The sequence below is a fragment of the Tenacibaculum sp. Ill genome (genome assembly GCF_051938915.1).
Lineage (GTDB): Bacteria > Bacteroidota > Bacteroidia > Flavobacteriales > Flavobacteriaceae > Polaribacter > Polaribacter larymnensis.
The window spans coordinates 2,657,963-2,675,014 of sequence record NZ_JBPSCW010000002.1 but is presented as its reverse complement, the minus strand read 5'-3'; the positions used below and the strand labels follow the sequence as shown (position 1 = coordinate 2,675,014).

Sequence of the window (17,052 nt, the reverse complement as noted above, 5' to 3'; positions counted from 1 at the left end):
AATTTTAACTAACTCCTTTCTCTTTTAGTTAAATTTGCTTTTTAGATATAAAACCCTAATAAATAATGAACATACCTCAAACGAGTTTTCCTCGAATAATAATTATAGGAGGAGGGTTTGCAGGATTGGCAGCCGCAAGAGCTTTAGAAAACCAAGAGTTACAGGTAGTTTTAATAGATAAACATAATTACCATACTTTTCAGCCTTTATTATATCAAGTAGCAACAGGTGGGTTAGAACCTGATAGTATAGCATTTCCTTTAAGAAAAAGATTTAACGATGTAGAAAATTTTTTCTTCAGGTTAGCAAAAGTTACTCAAATAAATGCAGAGAAAAACTATATAGAAACTACAATAGGAGACTTAGAGTATGATGAGTTGATTATAGCTACAGGATCAACAACTAATTTCTTTGGTAATACTAACATTCAACGGTATGCAATGGAAATGAAATCGGTTCCACAAGCATTAAATATTCGTAGTTTGGTGTTAGAAAACTTTGAAGAAGCACTATTGGTTACCGATTTAGAAAAACGAAGAGCGTTAATGAATTTTGTTATTGTTGGTGGTGGACCAACAGGAGTAGAGTTAGCTGGAGCTTTGGCTGAAATGAAAAAGGGTATTTTACCTAAAGATTATCCTGATTTGGATATCCGACAGATGAAAATTAACCTTATTCAAAGTTCAGGAGAGTTATTAAAAGGAATGAGTAATAAAGCTTCAGAAAAAGCAGAAGACTTTTTAATAAAACTTGGGGTAGATGTATGGAAAGATCTTCGTGTATTGGATTACGATGGAGAGACTGTAACTACTAATGGTGACGATCATTTTAAAGCACAAACAGTTATTTGGGCTGCGGGAGTAAAAGGAGCTGCTGTAAATGGTTTAAATAAAGAGTGTATAGTTGAAAGAGCCAATCGATTTAAGGTAGATGAATATAATAAAGTAATTGGATATGATAATATACATGCTATTGGAGATGTAGCATGTATGAAAACTAAGGATTATGAAAAAGGGCATCCAATGATGGCACAACCAGCTATTCAGCAAGGTAGGTTGCTAGGAAAAAATATTTTAGCAAAACTAAAAAGTAAAAAGCAAAAACCATTTGTGTACAATAACAAGGGGTCAATGGCAACTATTGGAAGAAATAAAGCAGTAGTAGATTTATCTAGTTGGAAATTTCAAGGAGTTTTTGCTTGGTTTATCTGGATGTTTGTGCATTTGTTTTCACTTATCGGATTTAGAAATAAAGCAGTGGTATTTATGAATTGGGTATATAACTATGTACGTTTTGATAGAGAAACAAGGCTTATCATCCGTCCTTACAAAAAGAAAAACAAGTATAGTTTTAAAGAACAAGAAAATGGCAATCACTAGAAATGTTAAGTGTCCAAACTGTGGAGTTTTTAATAAGAATAGGGATTACTGTAAAAACTGTAACACATTAATTTCTTTTGAAAAAAAACAAGAACAAAAAGTTACAGCATATAAAGAAGAAGAGCTTAAGAAGGCAAAACATGAAATTGAAAATCCCAATTTAGCAGAACGATTAAAAAGGAATCCATTTTGGTTGTATCGAGTTGCTGGATGGATTTTGTATTCAGCATATTTATTAGTAAGTGCTATTGGCGCTTTAATAGCATGGTTTGTAGCTATGGTAGCAGCAGGGTAGGTAACGTGCAAAAAAAAATACTTACATATTACTTTATAGTTTCAATAGTTATAGGAAGCATTATCTATGTTGCGCAAAAGTTAAGTGTAAAACTTCCCTCTACCATTAATAATTATGTAAACGACTTTTTAATAATACCTATTGTATTAACAGTATGTCTCTTTATTTTACAATGGAGCAGAAATGATAAGAGCTTTCAAATTTCTTTAGGAGTAGTACTTTATATATGTGTAATATATTCAGTGCTATTTGAGTTTGTTTTACCTAAATATTATACAAGGTATACAGCCGATGTATTAGATGTTGTTTTATATTTTGCTGGAGGCTTTGTATTTTTCGTTTTGCAAAAAAAGGATAGTAGTAGCACATGAAACATCAATTAATAATTTTATCAGACCTTTGGGGAGTTACAGATGCTAGTTGGGTTGCTATGTATGTGGATAAATTGTCAGAAGACTTTCAAGTTACCTTTTATAGTAGTTGTGAACTAGCAGAGATACCTGAGAAAAGCTTATTAGAAAAAGAACGACATAACTTTTTTGTAAATGGAGGACTTGAGAGAGCAGTTAAAAACTTAGTAGAGGTAGAACAAGAACGATTTACTGTGTTAGCTTTCAGTATAGGAGGAACTATAGCTTGGAAAGCCTGTTTAAAAGGTTTAGATATTGAAAAACTTTATGCTATTTCATCCACAAGATTACGTTATGAAACAGAAAAACCGAAAGCCGAAGCAATACTTTATTTTGGAGAAGAAGATAACTACAAGCCAAATAATAATTGGTTTGAAAAAATGAAGGTAGATTATAGTATAATTCCGGAGAAAGTACATGAAATGTATAAGGAAGAAGAGTTTGCTAAATGGTTATGTTTACTAATAAAAAGTAGTTATGAACCCACATCAAAAAATACCTAATAAAACAGCTGTACGCATAAGTAATGCTATTGATTTTATTGAAGAAAATTTAGAAAAAAAACTTATTTTAGAAGAAATAGCAGAAAAAGCATATTTCTCTCCATATCATTTTCATAGACTTTTTAAAGCCGTAACTAAAGAAACGGTTAATGATTTTATTACTAGAAAGAGAGTAGAAAAGGCAGCTTCTTTTTTACTAAATAAAAAGAATAAAACGGTTACAGAAGTATCCGAAATAGTAGGTTTTGCAACTTTGTCATCATTTTCAAGGGCTTTTAAAAAGTTTTACGGAATAAGTCCTGCCGATTTTAAAAAAGAAAGTTCACTAAAATATAGCAAGATTTGTAAAACTGAAAGCAAGAATGGAGAAATAGAAACACAGTTTGAACAATACATTTGTAACATAGATAAAAACTTAACATGGATGCAAATGAAAGCTAAAACCGAAGTAAAAAAAATGCCAACTTTAAAAGTTGCCTATCTGACACATCTAGGAAAAATGGAAGCGGTTGGTAATACCTACAATAAATTGATGCAATGGGCTTATCCTAAAGGGTTAATGCAGCAGGAAAATTTAAGAATGTTAACGGTATATCACGACAGTCCAAAAATTACTGATGAAGACAAAATAAGAATGAGTGTTTGTTTAACTTTAAATTCAGAGGTAAAAACTGAAGGAGAAGTGAGTGTAAAAGAAATCCCCGAAGCAAAATGTATAGTATCTCGTTTAGAAATTACTCCGTCGGAATTTCAACAAGCATGGGAAAGTAGTTTTGTGTGGATGAGTGAACATGGTTTCAAAAAAGCAGATCAAGATCCGTATGAGATTTTTTACAATAACCCTAATGAACATCCAGAAGGGAAATGTATTGTAGATTTCTGTATTCCTGTGGAGTAGAAAGTTATCGTAATACTATAGGTGTATATTGCATAGAACCCCTTAGGATACTATGCAATATTTAAATTTTATAAGATAATACTATCTAGTGAGCTAACGATTAAGGTTATGTGCAGAGTAAGTTATTACAGCTGTTCCTTATGATAATTCTTTTAGAGAAGTGTTTGGCTTTGAAGATAGCATGCTTCTAACAATAAAATAGCTAGCTAACCCACAAGCTAGACCTGTAATTGCAGCAGGAAAAATAGTGTCATCACTTATTCCTACTGTAGAGGCAAATATTACAATTCCCAAAATTTCTGCCCCAAACCAAGAGCCAATCATTATACCTCTCCACTTTTTAGGATTTTCTCCTTTTTCTTCTGCCAATTCAGCTATTTTTTTACCTAAAAAAACTATTGCTAATATTTCTAACATATTTTTGTTTTGATCAAATTTTCTTTTCACTTTTAATTCTCAATGTATACAACTAACATATGAGCATAATAAAAAATTACTATTATATTCTTTAATAATAAATAGGAAGGAATTTATAGCAACTTTTATAGCGTCAAATATAAAAAAAATAAACATAAAAGATATTTAATTATTATTGGGGTTATACCCCAAGGATAATGGAAATGATACACCAAGCCTAATTGGGGTGTCTTTTCCAGCATAAGGGGAGTGACACTTCCATAGTAAGGAGAGTAATATTCACTGCCTAAAAGATGTGTTTTCAAACAAACTATTTGTTGTAGAAAAATGTTAGTTAATTAGTAAGATTGAAAAAGAAGACTGTAATTACCGATAGTTATATAAAACAAAAATCCCGAGTTTATTAACTCGGGATTTTTGTTTTATATTATTTTTTGATTAGTAATTTACGTAATCAACAATTTCTAGTCCGTAACCAATCATACCTACACGTTTGGTTTGTTTGGTGTTAGAAACTAAACGTAGTTTGTGAATGTGTAAATCGTGCAAAATTTGTGCACCAATACCAAAATCTTTGTTGTCCATAACTACATTAGGAGCTTTCATTTCTCCTTTAGCTTGATTTTCTTTTAAAATACGAAGTCTATTTAATAAGTTCAATGCTTGCATTTGTTGATTAATAAACAAAATAGCACCTCTACCTTCATCATTAATAACCTTAAACATTTGGTCAAGCTTTTTATCAGCGTTGTTAGTTAAGGTTCCTAATATATCATTGTTTACCAAAGTAGAGTTTACACGAGTTAAAATAGGTTCGTTTTTACTCCATGTACCTTTAGTCAAAGCAATATGCACTTGGTTATTGGTAGTTTGTTGGTAAGCTCGTAAACGGAAATCACCAAAACGAGTTTGAATATTAAAGTCTTCTTTCTTTTCAATTAAAGAATCGTGTTCCATTCTATAAGCCACTAGGTCTTCAATAGAAACAATTTTTAAGTCAAACTTTTTAGCAACTTTCATTAGTTGAGGAAGGCGAGCCATAGTACCGTCTTCATTCATAATCTCAACGATAACGCCAGCAGGTTCTAAACCAGCTAGACGAGCAAAATCAATGGCAGCTTCAGTATGCCCAGTTCTACGTAATACACCTCCATTTTTAGCTTTTAAAGGGAAAATATGTCCTGGTCTAGCTAAATCAAAAGGTTTAGTGTCTGGGTTTATTAATGCTTGCACAGTTTTAGCTCTATCTGAAGCAGAAATACCAGTAGTAACACCATTTCCACGTAAGTCTACGGATACGGTAAAAGCAGTTTCCATTGGGTCGGTATTGTTACTAACCATCATTCCTAGCTCTAATTCTTTACAGCGAGTTTCAGTAAGAGGGGTACAAATTAATCCACGACCATGTGTTGCCATAAAGTTGATCATTTCAGGAGTAATTTTTTCAGCAGCTGCTAAAAAATCACCTTCATTTTCACGATCTTCATCATCAACTACGATAATAACTTTACCGTTTTTAATGTCTTCTATAGCTTCTTCAATTGTATTTAATTGAATGTTAGTTGGAGTTTGTGTTGTCATTATGTTGTGGTTTTCTCTTTTTAGAGAATAAGTTTTTTACAGAGTTTCGTATTGGAGCAAAAAAACCATTAATGTCAAATAGTCCTTTGTCTTTAGTAGCTCTAACAGTTAAAGTTATAGCCAAAGGTAGCATTAAAAATACACTTAGCCAAGAGCCAGTAATGGCTGTAAGTGAACTTTCTTCTGCTAAGTTTCTTCCAAAAGTATTAGAGAAAAAGTATAAAACGTAAACTGCGATTGCTAAAATCATAGGCAACCCCATTCCACCTTTTCTAATAATAGAACCTAAAGGAGCACCAATAAAGAAGAGTAATAAGCAAGAAAGTGAAAAGGCTACACGATTGTAAAACTCAATATCATATAAGTTTAAATACTTACGTTTGTTTTTTAAAGTGTCTTTGTTAGACTTATTGTTGTTTATAGTACGCTCTAATTTAGAAGTGGCTACAGAGAGAATACTTCGTTTCTCTTTTAACTCAAAGTTTTCAAGAATATCTAATGAAAGGTCTTTGTTTATTAGTGAATCAGGATACTGATGTAAATCCTCCACATCAATACTCAAAAATAGATTTTTGGCTCTACTTTTAACAAAAGCATCGTAATTTTGTTTCAATGTTGGCAAAGTATCTTTTAGCTGAGCCAAACTTAACATGTTGTAGTTTGTTTTATATTTTTCTTCTTCTAAATCATCATTACTAAAAGAAGAAATATCAATATTAATGGTGTACTTTTCAAAATCGGCGTACGAAGCAGGCATTTTTTCTCGCTCCTTAAACGAAGCTCCATTTTTTAAGTGATGCTCAAAGTAATAACCGTCTTTCAAGACTAAAGTCATATAACGACTACCTTCTTCTGAAAGTATTTCACCGCTTTTTGCAGTAATAATTTTGTTATTTCCTTTTTTAGAAGACAAATCATAAATCATTACCTCTTTTAAAAGATTGTCTTCTTCTCCGTATTTTTCTTTAAACTTTATTTGGAAGTTAGGTAGCTCTGTATTAAAGCTTCCAGCAACTAAAGCAATGGCAGGTTGTTTTTTCTTAATGTTAACCTTCATATTTAATTGCTTAAGCATTGCATACGGGTAAACATAATTTAGAAATAGAAAATTAATACCACTTAAAAATATAGCTAAGAAAACAATTGGGCGAACCATTCGTTGTAACGAAACTCCAGCAGATTTTGCTGCAGCGAATTCGTAATTTTCAGATAAACTACCAAGTGTCATAATAGAAGACAGTAGGACACCAATAGGTAAGGCTTGAGGAGCTACAAGAAGTGTTGTATACCACAAGAATTTTAAAATAATACCAATACCAATACCTTTACCAGCAAAATTATCAAAAGCCAACCATAACGCTTGCATTACCAGTACAAATAGAATGATAAAGAAGGTTGCTAAAAAGGGAACTATAAAGCTTTTTAATATATATCTGTCTAATGTTTTCACAGATGCAAAGGTAGTAGGTTAGTGGAATATAAACACAAAAGTTTTGTTAATGATTTTTAAAGTAAATCAGTAACAAAACTTTTATATAATTTTTTAGTCAATATAGTATCCTTGCTTAGCGTATTTATTTCTGTCGAAAGAAAAAAGTTGAGCAGATATAGGCTGGTTACTTTTAAACTTAGTAATAGTAAAGGTAGTTTCAGCACCGTTAGATCCTATTTGTGTTAATTTGTAAATGTGTTTTGTTTTAGCATCAATACCTAATTGAACTTTAACAATATCAGAGTTACTGTCAATAGGAGTAAGGTCTATATACTGAACTTTACGCCCATTACTGTTTTTTAAAGCTCCCATTTGGTAATTATAACCTTCTTTATAAAAAGTTAATAATTTAGAAGGATAAATAAAACCGTCTTCTTCATCTAAGTTACCATTATTAATACTAACTTCTTTTTCGTCTTGGTTGATAACAACTAACTTTTTTCCATCAAAAATAAAGGTGTTTCCAAGGTAGTCTAAGTTATATTTTTCACCAGATAAAGTAATTTCACCTCTAATAGGAGGGTCATTGGTAATACCAGCTTCTTTATTTATTAAAGAAGAGTTAAAACCGATAACCATATTTCTGTAGGTACCCATTTTATTTGAAACTTCGTCAAGCAATTTTTTTGCATCAGAAGAATTTGTTTGTCCCATAGCACTAATGCTAATACATAATCCAATAAATAATAATCCTATTTTTTTCATCGTCTTTCTTATTTCCACTTTCGGAATAGTTTATAATTATTAATTCTTTTCACTCTCTAATAATTGCTCTAAGGCAATTAAATCAGGTACAAGTACTTGTCGTGCTTTACTACCTTCAAAAGGACCTACAATACCCGCGGCTTCTAATTGATCTATCAATCTACCAGCACGGTTGTAGCCTAACTTTAATTTACGTTGCAATAACGATGCCGAACCTTGTTGCGCGGTAACAATAACTTCAGCTGCTTCTTTAAACAGTTTATCTCTGTCTGCGATATCAACATCAAGATTTGTGCCACCTTCTTCTCCAACATACTCTGGAAGTAAATAAGCCTCAGGGTATGCACGTTGAGAGCCAATAAAATCAGTAATTTTTTCTACTTCAGGTGTGTCTACAAAAGCACACTGAATTCTGGTAATATCATTTCCTCCAGAGTATAATAAATCACCTCGACCAATTAACTGGTCTGCTCCAGGAGCATCTAAAATAGTTCTAGAGTCAATTTTTGAAGTTACTCTAAAAGCAATTCTAGAAGGGAAGTTTGCTTTAATGATACCTGTAATTACATTTACAGATGGACGCTGCGTTGCTACAATTAAATGAATACCAATAGCACGAGCTAATTGTGCTAAACGTGCAATAGGAGTTTCTACTTCTTTACCAGCAGTCATAATTAAATCAGCAAACTCATCAATTACTAAAACAATGTAGGGTAAAAAGCGGTGTCCGTTTTCAGGGTTTAGTTTACGAGCCTTAAACTTAGCGTTATACTCTTTAATGTTACGAACCATAGCATTTTTAAGCAAGTCGTAACGGTTGTCCATTTCAATACATAAAGAGTTTAATGTATTAACTACTTTAGTGGTATCAGTGATAATAGCATCAGAATCATCTGGTAATTTTGCTAAGTAATGACGTTCTATTTTGTTGAATAGTGTTAATTCTACTTTCTTAGGATCAACTAATACAAACTTTACTTCAGCAGGGTGTTTTTTGTATAGAAGTGATGTTAAAATAGCATTCAATCCTACCGATTTACCTTGTCCAGTAGCACCAGCCATTAATAAGTGAGGCATTTTGGCTAAATCGATAACAAAGGTTTCATTTGAAATAGTTTTACCTAAAGCAATAGGAAGTTGCATTGGTGATTCTTGGAATTTCTTTGAAGAAATTACCGAATGCATAGATACGATAGTTGCTTTTTTATTAGGTACTTCAATACCAATGGTTCCTTTTCCAGGAATAGGAGCGATAATACGGATTCCTAAAGCTGATAGCGATAGAGCAATATCGTCTTCTAAGTTTTTAATTTTAGAAATACGTACTCCTGCTTCAGGAACAATTTCATATAAGGTAATGGTTGGTCCTACAGTAGCTTTTATTTGGGCAATACCAATTTTGTAGTTTTTTAAAGTTTCTACAATTTGGTTTTTCTTAGCTTCAAGCTCAGTAGGGTCAACAGAAATACTTTCGTTGTATTCTTTTAGTAAGTTAAAAGAAGGAAACTTAAAGTTACCTAGTTCTAAGGTAGGATCAAATTCACCAAAATCTTTGAGTAATTGATCAGATAAGTTTTCGGTAACACTTTTTTCTTCTGCAATTTTTTCAATAGCAACCTCTACTTCTTTTTTGCTGTCCTCTGATATATTTGTTGTAGGGTCATTATTTTGGGTGATGTCTAAAGAAATCTCTTTATTTTTTTCATTATCAGTAGTTTCTTCAACACCAGAATAGTTAGAAATAGTTGGTTGTAAATTTTCTAGAGATAATTCAAAGTCTGATTTATCTTTTTTAGCTTCTTCAGTTTTAGAAACTTCAGAATTGGTGTTAACATCAGTATCGTTTACAATAGTAGAATCGTCTCTGTTAACTTTTGGATTGTTTTTTACAGCATTAGCTTTTTTCTCTTTATTAACTTTTACTTTTTCGCTAATTGCTTCAGGAGTAATACTAAATCGGATGATTAAATAAGCAACTAAAAAGAAAATGAGTAAAATAGCCAGACCTGTTTTACCTAAGAAAGTTTGAAGATATTCATTTAATTCAAAACCAATTACTCCTGATAAAAGGGCATGCTTTTTTTCAACAAAACCAAGAGCTGTAGCGAGCCAAAGCATGATTAAAATAGCCCAATTCCATGAGGTGATAATTCTTTTTAAATTGGTTTGTAGTAAAATTCTAGCACCAGTTAAAAACAATGTTAAAGGGATAATAAAAGCTCCTAAACCAAAACCTTTGTATACGAGGAAATTACTTAGTTTAGCACCTATTTTTCCTAGTAAGTTTTTAGTAGGGATAGTTTTATCTGCAAATTGACTTAGTGTGCTTTGGTCTTCTTGCCAAGAGAAGAAAAAAGAAATAAAAGCAACAGTTAAAAATATAGAAAACAATAACAGAAAAAAACCTAAAATAGTTTGGTTTTGTCTGTTTGAAAAAAAGGTCTTAATCTTTTTTATGATAGATGTTTTTGGCTGTTTTTTTTGAACAGTTGTCTTCTTTTTTGCCATGTATTTTTGTTAGAAATAAATTGAACGCTACAATATAGCTATTATTTTAGGAAGGTAAATTATCCCAGCAATAATTAGTGATATAAAGGCAGCAAATGCAGGAGCACCAGCAGCAATATCTTTAATAAAGCCTATTTTTTTATGATAATCAGGATGTATAAAATCAGCTACTTTTTCAATAGCTGTGTTTAAAGCTTCTGCTACTAAAACAATACCAATAGCCAAAGTTTGAATCATCCATTCTGTTGCAGATATATTAAAGTAAAATCCGAAGATAGTAGCAATTAAAGCAAATGTAAGTTGAGCTTTTATACTATCTTCTGTAGTTATTAATAACCACATTCCTTTTACTGCAAATTTAATACTACGTATGCGTCCTTTTAAAAAGCCGTCATTCGGGTTCTTCATATATTTTTAAAGAGCTTTTAATGCAGCTTCATAGTTAGGTTCATCTACAGTTTCATTTACTTGTTCTGTATAGGTTACATTACCATTTTCATCAATGATAACAATAGAACGAGAGTGTAAGCCAGCTAAAGGCCCTGTAACAATTTCTAATCCATAGTCTTTACCAAATCTACCAGCAGCAAAATCAGATAGCATTACTACATTTTCAATGCCTTCAGCACCACAAAAACGACCTTGAGCAAAAGGTAAGTCTCTAGAAATACATAAAACTTTAGTGTTTTCTAAGTTGGCGGCCTTTTTATTGAATTCTCTAACAGATGTAGCACAAGTACCTGTATCGACACTTGGAAAAATATTTAAAATTAATTTAGAACCACTAAAGTCACTTAAATTCTTTACAGATAAATCAGTAGCAACTAACGAAAAATCAATTGCTTTAGTTCCATTTTTAGGTAAGTTACCTATTGTTTCTATTGTGTTACCTTTTAGAGTTATTGAAGCCATTTTATATGTGTTTTAGGAAAATCAAAAATAAGAATTATTAAATAACTTATGAGAATATTCTAAGTTTTCCTGAGGAATTTAATTTTTTGCAAAACCAAGAGACAATCTTTTTCGTAGGTATGATTAAATAGAAATATTAATTTAAAAATCATTATTTATGAAAACCTTAAACTTTTTAAAAGTAACCGTTTTAGCAGTCGCTTTATTTACCAGCTATAGTATTACGGCACAAGAAGACACAAAAATGGTTGGAGGTGCAGAAATGTATCCATCAAAAAACATTGTGCAAAATGCTGTAAATTCTAAAGATCATACAACATTAGTGGCTGCTGTAAAAGCAGCAGATTTGGTAGATGTTTTATCTAGTAAAGGACCTTTTACAGTTTTTGCTCCTGTAAATAAGGCTTTTGATAAGCTTCCTGAAGGAGTAGTTGAATCGTTATTAAAACCAGAAAACAAAATGAAGTTACAGACCATTTTGAAGTATCATGTTGTTGCTGGTAAATGGAGTGCAAACGAACTAGTGAAGTTAATAAAAGATAAAGGAGGTAAGGCTTCTATAGAAACTGTTAGCGGAGGTAAAATCACAGCATGGATGAAAGGAAAAAATGTTTACATATCTGATGCAAGTGGGGGTAAGGCAAAGGTTACTATTACAGATGTAAACCAATCTAATGGAGTAATTCATGTAATTAATAGCGTTTTATTACCAAAGTCATAAAAACTAGAGTAAATTGTAATTATTTGATGTTATAAAAACCGCTTTTTTAAGCGGTTTTTATTTTGTCATATCCCTGTATTATTTTAGATAACAGTTGTATTTTTGCAAGCTGAAAAGAGTACTAAATTGAACATTAAGCAATATACATCAGAATTTAAATACAATTTAAAACTTGCAGCTCCTGTAATGTTGGGGATGTTGGGACATACTTTTGTGAGTTTTATAGATAATATAATGGTAGGACAATTAGGAACTGCAGAGTTAGCAGCGGTTTCATTGGGTAATAGCTTTATGTTTATAGCTATGTCGTTAGGTATTGGTTTTTCTACCGCAATAACTCCCTTAATTGCCGAAGCAGATTCTTCTAATAATTTTACACAAGCAAAATCAACTTTTAAGCACGGACTTTTCTTGTGTACTATGATGGGGATTATGCTATTTTTAGTAGTTTTCTTTTCTAAACCATTAATGTATTTAATGAAGCAACCTATAGAAGTGGTTGAGTTGGCGATTCCATACTTAGACTTGGTAGCTTTTTCATTAATTCCGATGATTATTTTTCAGGCATTTAAACAGTTTAGTGATGGAATGTCAATGACACGCTACCCTATGTATGCGACATTGATAGCTAATGTGTTGAATGTATTACTGAATTACTTACTTATTTACGGTAAGTTTGGTTTTCCTCAATTAGGTATCGTGGGAGCTGCATACGGAACGTTGCTATCAAGGTTTGTAATGGTAGTATATTTATGGTGGTTGTTAAGTAAAAAGGAACGTTCAAAACGTTTGGTTACTAATATCAAGTTTTTTGTGCTAGATACTTTAATGATTAGAAAAATCATAAATTTAGGTACACCAAGTGCTATGCAAATGTTTTTTGAAGTAGCCATTTTTACGGCAGCAATTTGGTTAAGTGGATTGTTGGGGAAAAATCCGCAGGCAGCGAACCAAATAGCGTTGAATTTATCTTCTATGACATTTATGGTAGCAACAGGATTAAGTGTTGCCTCTATGATTAGGGTAGGAAACCAAAAAGGATTAAAAAATTATAAAGAATTACGAAGAATAGCATTTTCAATATTTTTCTTAGGAACTATACTGGCAGTTATATTTGCTACTTTTTTCTTTGTTTTTCACAAATCATTACCAAATTTATATGTTGATTTAAGCGATGCTGAGAATTATGCAGATAACATGGAGGTAATGGCTATAGCAGCAAATTTGTTAATTGCGGCTGCAATTTTTCAAATTAGTGATAGCATACAAGTTGTAATGTTAGGAGCTTTACGTGGTTTACAAGATGTAAAAGTACCTACATTAATTACTTTTATATCGTATTGGGTAGTAGGTTTTCCTATTAGTTTTTTCTTCGGTTCAGAAGAAATGTATGGAAGCTTTGGTATTTGGTTAGGTTTACTAGCAGGATTAACTACAGCATCAATTTTACTGTTTATACGATTTAACAAATTAACTATTGAACTTATTAAAACAAAACACCATGAACTTACCTAAATTTTTATTAGCAGATAATAGCGAACACCCAGAAGATATTTTTGTTTTACATACTGAGTATCCTCGTTTTTTAATTAATTTAAAAGATGATGAAATTGAGTGGTTTGAAGACTTGTCTAACGAAAACGAACAAGATTTAGCTAATGAGTTAGAGGGTTTAATTGAGGCTGCAGGGTTATTCTATGATGCTGAAATGGAAGGATTAGAATAAAAGTTATTCTTCTAAGTAATCAATAGGATTTAGATAAAACATTTTTTTCCATCCTTGTCTGTCTGAATCAACTTTCCAAACATACGGAATTAGAGATAAAATGGAATAGTGTAGGTGGGGAGCTTTCCCCACAGCATTTCCACTAGTACCAACTGTTCCAATTTCCGAATTATTATTTACAAAACTTAAAGAAGTTGTTTTTACCTCTTCTAAATGAGCATAGTAGTGTAATCTCCATTTAGGACCTAGTATAACTACAATATTTCCGCCTATACTTATTTTTCCAGAAAATAAAACTAATCCATAGGTTGATGAGGTTATTTTAGTATTTTTTTTAGCAAAAATATCAACTCCTTTATGGGTAACTGATTTTCCCCAAGGATAATACCAAAATGATTTTGGATTATAATCAGATTTGGTAGCTCCATTAACAGGAATTTTTAAGTTTTGAGGAATTAAAAAGCCTGTTAATAGAATTATTAAAAGAATAAGTAGTTTCTTTTTTATTTTAAACACGTTGTTTTATAGTTTTACCACCAAAGTTCTGTTTCTTCTTTCCATAGAATTAATCTGAAATCTTCGTAATGATCTCCATTGCCTATTGCGTGTGTATCTCTATGTCCTTTACCTAGTCTTAATTTGTGAACAAACCCAGTGTAAGAACCTACCCATAAAGTTTGTTCATCGTCAGAAATTGCAATACCACTTATGGTAGATCCTAAAAAATGCCTCCAAATACAGTTCCCGTTTTTGTCAAACGCTTTAATATACCCATATGCATCTCCTAAGATATAGTAATCTTTAGTAGTTGTACCAACATAAACTCTCATTTCATCATCAATAACTTTAAAGTTATCAGCTTCATCTACATAAGATTCAACTTCTATTCCATTTAAGTTGTCAGTATCTACTCCAATAGTAATTCCATTATAAAAATGGCAAGAATTTGCAATAAGTTGCTTGTCGTCTTTAGAAAAAAGACAAAAATGAGGGTATGAAGATTGTGGACCTATTTCTCCGATTTGATTTCCTTCGCTGTCCATTACTCGATGGTCGAAAGATTGATCGCCGACTACAATATATTTATTGTTATTTGATAAAGTAGCGTTTTCCATAGCTATATATGAGTCCCATTCTTCATCTTCTAAATCAGGTTCAGGATGTATCATGTTTATTGAGTTTTTAGAAACAAGATATATCCCTTCAGAAGTTGTGACAAGTACTTTTTTACCATCATTAAAAGGCGTCATATTTGAAATACCTAACTTATTTATGTCTCCTAATTCAAATGTTTCGATAATCTCTCCATCCCATTCTTTACGAGTAATTAATATACCAGGTGTTTTAACAGTAAAAATGTTATTTTGATGAGACTTTCCAATGGCTTCGATAGTATCGTCTAATTTGATTAGTGTTTTGTTGTCTAGAATATATGCTTGTCTCTTCTGATAGGAAGTACCAACAATGAAAACAATTTTTTCATCCTCAATAAAACATAGTTGTTCAATGCTTTGTCCTTTCTCTTTAAAATATTTTATTAACGGAGTATGAGCGGGCGGATATTGCTTTCTGAACTCTTCAATACGTCCAGTTTTATTGGCTTCTTTTAATTTTTGTACTACAGTATCAGCTAAATGGTCACGATTGTCTTCTGGCTCTTTACCTTTCCAGTTCTCCCAACCATGTTCTTCACCAAAAGCAACCATTTTGTTAACCTCAGTAGCGTATGTTTCGCCAATGTTATACCACTCTTGTTGTATTTTTTTGTCGTTTGCGTTACTAGTTTCCATTATATACTTTTAAATATGTTTTTACTTTCTTAAAGCCAATCAGCTTCAATTCCTTTTTCTTGAAAATCTTCTAAAAGTGATTCATTCTCGCTATAAAGAAGAGAGACACTTTTTAAGTTAGGAAGTAGTTTAGCATCAACAGCAGAGTTTACACTAAATACATCATCTTCACCATCCCAAAAAGGAATGATTTGACCGTAAATTTCATCACCTCCATCCATGTGTAACTCTTCAATGTTTTCAACCATTTCAGAAGTAATTTCTAAGTTTTTAAAGTATTGTAATACCTCTGGAATTATTTCATAGCCTTCTTCTTCAATAATATCATAAGCTTCTGAAGAAGTTAAGTTCCGCTGTTTTTCTATAAACTCATATACCTCTAATTTAGGTTGTAACACTTCTTGAACGTACATTAACTCGTTAATTATAGCTAGTTTAAAGTTTAATTCTTTAAAATTTAATTGATTGTTCATAGTCTACTTTTTATATTTATTTAATGAGAAGTTAAGTGTAAGAAACACTTAATAGCTTTTTTTGGTGAAATTATTTACAAAAGAAAAAGTAATCGATATGAAATTTGTTAAAAAAAGTATAAGGTTGGTTTTTGGGAAATAATTGAAGTTTTGAAAGAAACGCAATAGTGAAAACAATCACTATTGCGTTTTAGGTTTATTTAGTTATTTGATGTGTCCAAAACGCACCACTAATATCTGTTATTTTTACGGTATATGTTCCGTTAGAAAGGTTTGAGAAGGTAGGGTTTTTAAAAGTCATTTTTGCTTTAGCTCCCAAAGGAACAATTAAACTATGTTTACCAGGTTTTATTTTAGCAACGTAATAATTTAATATATTTTGATTAGCTAAAGAAGCTAATTCTTTTTGCGAATATTGAGCAATACTATTGTTATTCTGATCTAATAAATCTATTGCAATAACCCAAGAACCATATACATCAACTCCTTCTGTTCTAAAAACATCAAAAGAAAGTGTATCGTTATTAATTTTTCCTTTTGTTATTTCTAATTTAGGTTTAACCGATTTATTATGAAGCGTTCCCCAAACTCCACCATGAAATACTTGATTTGTAAATAAAGTTATTCCTAAAATTGCTAAGGAACCTATTAAAACAAATCTTGGGAAAAGATGGTTTTTAATCGGTAAAATACCTGATCCTAACCATGCAAACCATTTCTTTTTAGTGAAGTATAAGTTGTTTTTTATAAAGTAGTTATCTAGTGAGTATTTACCGCTTCCTGTTAAAAAGAGTACATGTCCTGTAGCTATTCCAAGCACACCAATTTGCCATTCGTCAAGGCATGTTGTTCCTATCCAACCAGAACCCAAAAGAATTCCCATAGCAAGACCGAATACACCAATACTCATTATTCTGGTAAATAAACCAAAAATGATGAATAGTCCTACAATTCCTTCAATAATGGTAAATATTACCATATTTAACCATAGAATGTCTGGGTTTTCTACTAAATATTGAATTAGAGGTTTAATACCTAATGCATTAGGGAGGAAATGGTTAAACTTCTCTCCAATGTATCCTGCTACTTCAGGATCAAGTTTATCGGCTAAAACTGTTCTTCTCCAAAAAGCAGAGAAGTAGGTCCAACCAATAACTAACCGTATTGCCAGAGCCAAAAGCCCTGAATCGTTTTTTATATTGTTGTTAATCATTATATTTTTGTATTAAGACTGATACTATT

At 31.6% G+C, this 17,052-nt stretch carries 18 protein-coding genes; 7 read left to right on the top strand and 11 right to left on the bottom strand.

From position 1 onward, the window contains the following. Positions 1-65: 65 nt before the first annotated feature. The 4 genes from ACTPNM_RS12600 to ACTPNM_RS12585 all read left to right on the top strand — a co-directional run bounded on the left by ACTPNM_RS12600 (position 66) and on the right by ACTPNM_RS12585 (position 3,485). Positions 66-1,379 carry an NAD(P)/FAD-dependent oxidoreductase gene (locus tag ACTPNM_RS12600; RefSeq protein ID WP_274640522.1) on the top strand — a complete coding sequence of 438 codons (1,314 nt, stop codon included), beginning with the start codon at positions 66-68 and terminating at the stop codon, positions 1,377-1,379. After that, on the top strand, positions 1,366-1,674 hold the full coding sequence (locus ACTPNM_RS12595; protein WP_274640521.1) for a hypothetical protein: 309 nt from the start codon (positions 1,366-1,368) through the stop codon (positions 1,672-1,674). The genes ACTPNM_RS12600 and ACTPNM_RS12595 overlap by 14 nt, the downstream gene beginning before the upstream one ends. 367 nt (positions 1,675-2,041) lie before the next feature. Beyond that, positions 2,042-2,587, top strand: coding sequence for an alpha/beta hydrolase (locus tag ACTPNM_RS12590; RefSeq protein ID WP_440122152.1), 546 nt, complete (start codon positions 2,042-2,044; stop codon positions 2,585-2,587). Further along, positions 2,562-3,485, top strand: coding sequence for an AraC family transcriptional regulator (locus ACTPNM_RS12585; protein WP_274640519.1), 924 nt, complete (start codon positions 2,562-2,564; stop codon positions 3,483-3,485). Before ACTPNM_RS12590 ends, ACTPNM_RS12585 begins: the two co-directional genes overlap by 26 nt. 138 nt (positions 3,486-3,623) lie before the next feature. Here ACTPNM_RS12585 and ACTPNM_RS12580 read toward each other — a convergent pair whose 3' ends face one another. The 7 genes from ACTPNM_RS12580 to tpx all read right to left on the bottom strand — a co-directional run bounded on the left by ACTPNM_RS12580 (position 3,624) and on the right by tpx (position 11,100). Beyond that, positions 3,624-3,932: a hypothetical protein gene (locus ACTPNM_RS12580; RefSeq protein WP_440122151.1), complete on the bottom strand. Its 309-nt coding sequence runs from the start codon at positions 3,930-3,932 to the stop codon at positions 3,624-3,626. A gap of 408 nt (positions 3,933-4,340) precedes the next feature. Then, the gene (ribB, locus tag ACTPNM_RS12575; protein WP_274640517.1) at positions 4,341-5,483 is read right to left on the bottom strand and encodes a 3,4-dihydroxy-2-butanone-4-phosphate synthase; all 1,143 of its coding nucleotides are present in this window, start codon (positions 5,481-5,483) and stop codon (positions 4,341-4,343) included. Then, positions 5,461-6,933 (bottom strand): LptF/LptG family permease, encoded by a 1,473-nt coding sequence (locus ACTPNM_RS12570; protein ID WP_440122150.1) that lies wholly within the window; start codon positions 6,931-6,933, stop codon positions 5,461-5,463. Before ACTPNM_RS12570 ends, ribB begins: the two co-directional genes overlap by 23 nt. A 93-nt stretch (positions 6,934-7,026) precedes the next feature. After that, the gene (locus tag ACTPNM_RS12565; protein ID WP_273693851.1) at positions 7,027-7,680 is read right to left on the bottom strand and encodes a LolA family protein; all 654 of its coding nucleotides are present in this window, start codon (positions 7,678-7,680) and stop codon (positions 7,027-7,029) included. A gap of 39 nt (positions 7,681-7,719) precedes the next feature. After that, a complete protein-coding gene (locus ACTPNM_RS12560) occupies positions 7,720-10,188 on the bottom strand; it encodes a DNA translocase FtsK (protein WP_440122149.1) in 2,469 nt (822 codons plus the stop codon). A 27-nt stretch (positions 10,189-10,215) separates the two neighbouring features. Beyond that, a complete protein-coding gene (locus ACTPNM_RS12555; RefSeq protein ID WP_124590778.1) occupies positions 10,216-10,596 on the bottom strand; it encodes a diacylglycerol kinase family protein in 381 nt (126 codons plus the stop codon). A gap of 6 nt (positions 10,597-10,602) precedes the next feature. Then, positions 10,603-11,100, bottom strand: a complete 498-nt coding sequence (gene tpx, locus ACTPNM_RS12550) for a thiol peroxidase (RefSeq protein WP_274640514.1) — start codon at positions 11,098-11,100, stop codon at positions 10,603-10,605. Between the two features lie 157 nt (positions 11,101-11,257). Between tpx and ACTPNM_RS12545 the strand changes: the two genes are divergently transcribed. The 3 genes from ACTPNM_RS12545 to ACTPNM_RS12535 all read left to right on the top strand — a co-directional run bounded on the left by ACTPNM_RS12545 (position 11,258) and on the right by ACTPNM_RS12535 (position 13,547). Continuing rightward, on the top strand, positions 11,258-11,821 hold the full coding sequence (locus tag ACTPNM_RS12545; protein ID WP_440122147.1) for a fasciclin domain-containing protein: 564 nt from the start codon (positions 11,258-11,260) through the stop codon (positions 11,819-11,821). A gap of 126 nt (positions 11,822-11,947) precedes the next feature. Next, positions 11,948-13,336, top strand: coding sequence for an MATE family efflux transporter (locus ACTPNM_RS12540; RefSeq protein ID WP_440122146.1), 1,389 nt, complete (start codon positions 11,948-11,950; stop codon positions 13,334-13,336). After that, positions 13,323-13,547 (top strand): hypothetical protein, encoded by a 225-nt coding sequence (locus tag ACTPNM_RS12535; protein WP_099216474.1) that lies wholly within the window; start codon positions 13,323-13,325, stop codon positions 13,545-13,547. Before ACTPNM_RS12540 ends, ACTPNM_RS12535 begins: the two co-directional genes overlap by 14 nt. 3 nt (positions 13,548-13,550) lie before the next feature. Here the strand turns inward: ACTPNM_RS12535 and ACTPNM_RS12530 are convergent, their stop codons facing one another. From ACTPNM_RS12530 to ACTPNM_RS12515, 4 genes are all read right to left on the bottom strand, one after another. After that, a complete protein-coding gene (locus ACTPNM_RS12530) occupies positions 13,551-14,063 on the bottom strand; it encodes a M23 family metallopeptidase (protein WP_274640511.1) in 513 nt (170 codons plus the stop codon). Positions 14,064-14,077: 14 nt separating this feature from the next. Continuing rightward, on the bottom strand, positions 14,078-15,337 hold the full coding sequence (locus tag ACTPNM_RS12525) for a hypothetical protein (protein ID WP_440122144.1): 1,260 nt from the start codon (positions 15,335-15,337) through the stop codon (positions 14,078-14,080). Between the two features lie 29 nt (positions 15,338-15,366). After that, positions 15,367-15,810: a DUF6892 domain-containing protein gene (locus tag ACTPNM_RS12520; RefSeq protein ID WP_440122143.1), complete on the bottom strand. Its 444-nt coding sequence runs from the start codon at positions 15,808-15,810 to the stop codon at positions 15,367-15,369. 196 nt (positions 15,811-16,006) lie between these two features. Next, positions 16,007-17,023: a TQO small subunit DoxA domain-containing protein gene (locus ACTPNM_RS12515; protein ID WP_440122142.1), complete on the bottom strand. Its 1,017-nt coding sequence runs from the start codon at positions 17,021-17,023 to the stop codon at positions 16,007-16,009. Positions 17,024-17,052: the final 29 nt, after the last annotated feature.

What these genes read in the sequence shown, in the direction of transcription:
- ACTPNM_RS12600 (WP_274640522.1), top strand. Translation starts at nt 66, where the DNA reads ATGAACATACCTCAAACGAGTTTTCCTCGAATAATAATTATAGGAGGA.
- ACTPNM_RS12595 (WP_274640521.1), top strand. Translation starts at nt 1,366, where the DNA reads ATGGCAATCACTAGAAATGTTAAGTGTCCAAACTGTGGAGTTTTTAAT.
- ACTPNM_RS12590 (WP_440122152.1), top strand. Translation starts at nt 2,042, where the DNA reads ATGAAACATCAATTAATAATTTTATCAGACCTTTGGGGAGTTACAGAT.
- ACTPNM_RS12585 (WP_274640519.1), top strand. Translation starts at nt 2,562, where the DNA reads ATGAACCCACATCAAAAAATACCTAATAAAACAGCTGTACGCATAAGT.
- ribB (WP_274640517.1), bottom strand. Translation starts at nt 5,483, where the DNA reads ATGACAACACAAACTCCAACTAACATTCAATTAAATACAATTGAAGAA.
- ACTPNM_RS12565 (WP_273693851.1), bottom strand. Translation starts at nt 7,680, where the DNA reads ATGAAAAAAATAGGATTATTATTTATTGGATTATGTATTAGCATTAGT.
- ACTPNM_RS12560 (WP_440122149.1), bottom strand. Translation starts at nt 10,188, where the DNA reads ATGGCAAAAAAGAAGACAACTGTTCAAAAAAAACAGCCAAAAACATCT.
- ACTPNM_RS12555 (WP_124590778.1), bottom strand. Translation starts at nt 10,596, where the DNA reads ATGAAGAACCCGAATGACGGCTTTTTAAAAGGACGCATACGTAGTATT.
- tpx (WP_274640514.1), bottom strand. Translation starts at nt 11,100, where the DNA reads ATGGCTTCAATAACTCTAAAAGGTAACACAATAGAAACAATAGGTAAC.
- ACTPNM_RS12545 (WP_440122147.1), top strand. Translation starts at nt 11,258, where the DNA reads ATGAAAACCTTAAACTTTTTAAAAGTAACCGTTTTAGCAGTCGCTTTA.
- ACTPNM_RS12535 (WP_099216474.1), top strand. Translation starts at nt 13,323, where the DNA reads ATGAACTTACCTAAATTTTTATTAGCAGATAATAGCGAACACCCAGAA.
- ACTPNM_RS12525 (WP_440122144.1), bottom strand. Translation starts at nt 15,337, where the DNA reads ATGGAAACTAGTAACGCAAACGACAAAAAAATACAACAAGAGTGGTAT.
- ACTPNM_RS12520 (WP_440122143.1), bottom strand. Translation starts at nt 15,810, where the DNA reads ATGAACAATCAATTAAATTTTAAAGAATTAAACTTTAAACTAGCTATA.
- ACTPNM_RS12515 (WP_440122142.1), bottom strand. Translation starts at nt 17,023, where the DNA reads ATGATTAACAACAATATAAAAAACGATTCAGGGCTTTTGGCTCTGGCA.